Source organism: Rhizobacter sp. P2_H2 (genome assembly GCF_056403375.1).
On record NZ_JBFUFP010000876.1, the window covers coordinates 1 to 2,354 of the forward strand.

The 2,354-nt window shown below is 69.4% G+C and carries 1 protein-coding gene; it reads right to left on the bottom strand.

The features are described from left to right. Positions 1-92 precede the first annotated feature (92 nt). On the bottom strand, positions 93-2,354 hold a 2,262-nt coding region (locus AC1D15_RS27625; RefSeq protein WP_477828520.1), incomplete at its 5' end, for a TonB-dependent siderophore receptor.

The window sequence follows — 2,354 nt, forward strand, 5'->3', positions numbered from 1 at the left end:
CCGCCGAGCAGCTGGAGGAAGTGGAGAGCTTCCTCACCGCGCTCGACGCCGGCGACGACGTGCAGCACGTCTACGCCGGCTTGGCCGGCTGATCAGAACCTGTATTTCGCCGTCAGCAGCACGTTGCGCTCGTTGCCGCGGAAGTAGCTGCCGTAGGCGTGCCCGCTCAGGTACTGCTTGTCGAACAGGTTGGTGACGTTCAGCGCGAAGCGCCACGGCCCGTTGTCGTAGCGCACCGCGGCATCGGCGAGCGTGTAGGGCGGCTGCGATTCGGTGTTCTCGCCGTTGTCCCAGCGCTTGCCGACGTAGCGCAGCCCGCCGCCGACGCTGACGCCGTGCAGCGCCTCGGCACCGAGCGCGTAGTCGAGCCAGAGCGACGCGGTCTGCTTCGGCGTCAGGATCGGCATGTTGCCCACCTCCGACGGGATCGCGCTCGCCAGCACCTTCATGTCGAGTGTCGCGAACGAGGCGGTCAGCCGCAGCTGGCGGGTCAGCGCCGCCTTGCCCTCGAGCTCGATGCCGCGTGAGCGCACCTTGCCGATCGCATGCGGCACGAAGTTGACCGGGTCGTACGACACGACGTTGGTCTTCTCCAGGTTGAACACCGCCGCAGTGAACGACACCGCCTCGCCCTCGGGCATGTACTTGACGCCGAGCTCGTATTGCCTGCCGCGGCTCGGGTCGAACAGCGCGCCTTCGTCCACCGCCATCACCGGCACGAACGATTCGCCGTAGCTCGCGTACGGCGCCCAGCCGTTGCCGACCTGGTAGCTGAGGCCGAGCCGGCCGGTGGTGGCGTTGTCGGTGCGCTCGGCGACACCKACCTCGGGAAAGTCGGGGTCGGTGCTGGGCCTGCGGTTCTCGTAGCGCGTCTTCACCCGGTCCTGCCGCACGCCGACGGTCAGCCCCCAGTGCGGGTCGAAGCGCACCTGGTCCTGCGCGTACAGCCCGACCTGCGACAGGATCACCTGCTTGTCACGGGATTGAGCGGTCGGCTCGTCGATGTGGATGCCGTACACCGGGTTCGTCATGTCCAGCGGCGTCGTCATGGCCTGCCAGCGCTGCCATTCGGCGCGGCTGCGGTCGAAGTCGATGCCGAACAGCAGCGCATGCGAGACGCCGCCGCCGTCGACCTTGCCCTGGATCGAGGTGTCGATGCTGTTCTCGTCGACCGTCTCCACGTCGTGCCGCGCCTGGCGCAGCAGCTGGTTCGGGTCGCCACCGGGGTCAGTATCGAAGAACGACAGGATGTGGTGCTTGTCCAGCGTGCGGTGCGCATAGCGCGCGTTCTGCTTCAGCTGCCAGCCGCCTTCGAAGCGGTGCGCGAGTTGCCAGCCGACCGCATCCGAGCCGGTCTCGATGCGGCTGTAGCTCGGCTCGCCTTCCTTGACCGAGGTCGGGTTGCCGTCGAAGTCGCTGGCGTACTGCACGTCGTCGGAGCTGTCGTCGCGCAGCACCTCGGCCTGCAGCGTCAGCGAGGTCTGCGGCGTCGGCTGCCACTTCAGCGAGGGCGCGAGGTACTGGCGCTTCTGCGTCATGCGGTCGCCGTTCGGGTACTGGTCCTGCGTGCCGGTGTCGAGCCCGACGCCGACGACGCGCCAACGCCACTGGCCGTCGGCGTCGATCGCGCTGCCGACATCGGCCATCACCTGCTTGCGGTCGTAGCGGCCGGTCTGCACGCCGATCTCGCGCACCGCATCGGGCCCCGGCACCTTGCTGACGCGGTTGACCACGCCGCCGACATCGCCCTTGCCGAACAGCACCGACGACGGCCCGCGCAGCACCTCCAGCCGCTCGAGCCCGTAGACCTCGGTCTGCACGCCGAGGAAGGTGATGCCGACGTTCTGCACCAGCCCGTCGCGGAAGCTGCTGGTGTACCAGCCGTCGAAGCCGCGCAGCAGCACCCAGTCGGCCGCACGCGAATCGAAGCCGTAGGGGTTCACGGTGACACCGGGCGTCTGCGCGAGCGCATCGGTCAGTGTGGTCTGGCCCTTGTCGTCGATCTCCTGGCTGCTGATGACCGAGATCGACTGCGGGACTTCGACCAGCGGCGTGTCGGTCTTGGTGCCGACGCTGGCGCGCTGCGCGACGTAGCCGCCGGCATCGGCATCGGCGCGGGCGCGCACGGTGAGGGCGGGCAGCGTGGTCTCGGCGGTCGCGGCGGTGGCCGAGGCCTGGCGTACCGCGAAACCGCCGTTCGGCGAGCGTGTTGCTTCGAGCCCGCTGCCGGCCAGCATCTGCTGCAGCGCCTGGACCGCGCTCAGCCGGCCGCTCACGGCGCGCGAGGTCTTGCCGGCCGTGGCCTCGGCGGCCGCGAGGATCGGCAGGCCGGTCTGGCGCGACAGCTCGTTCAG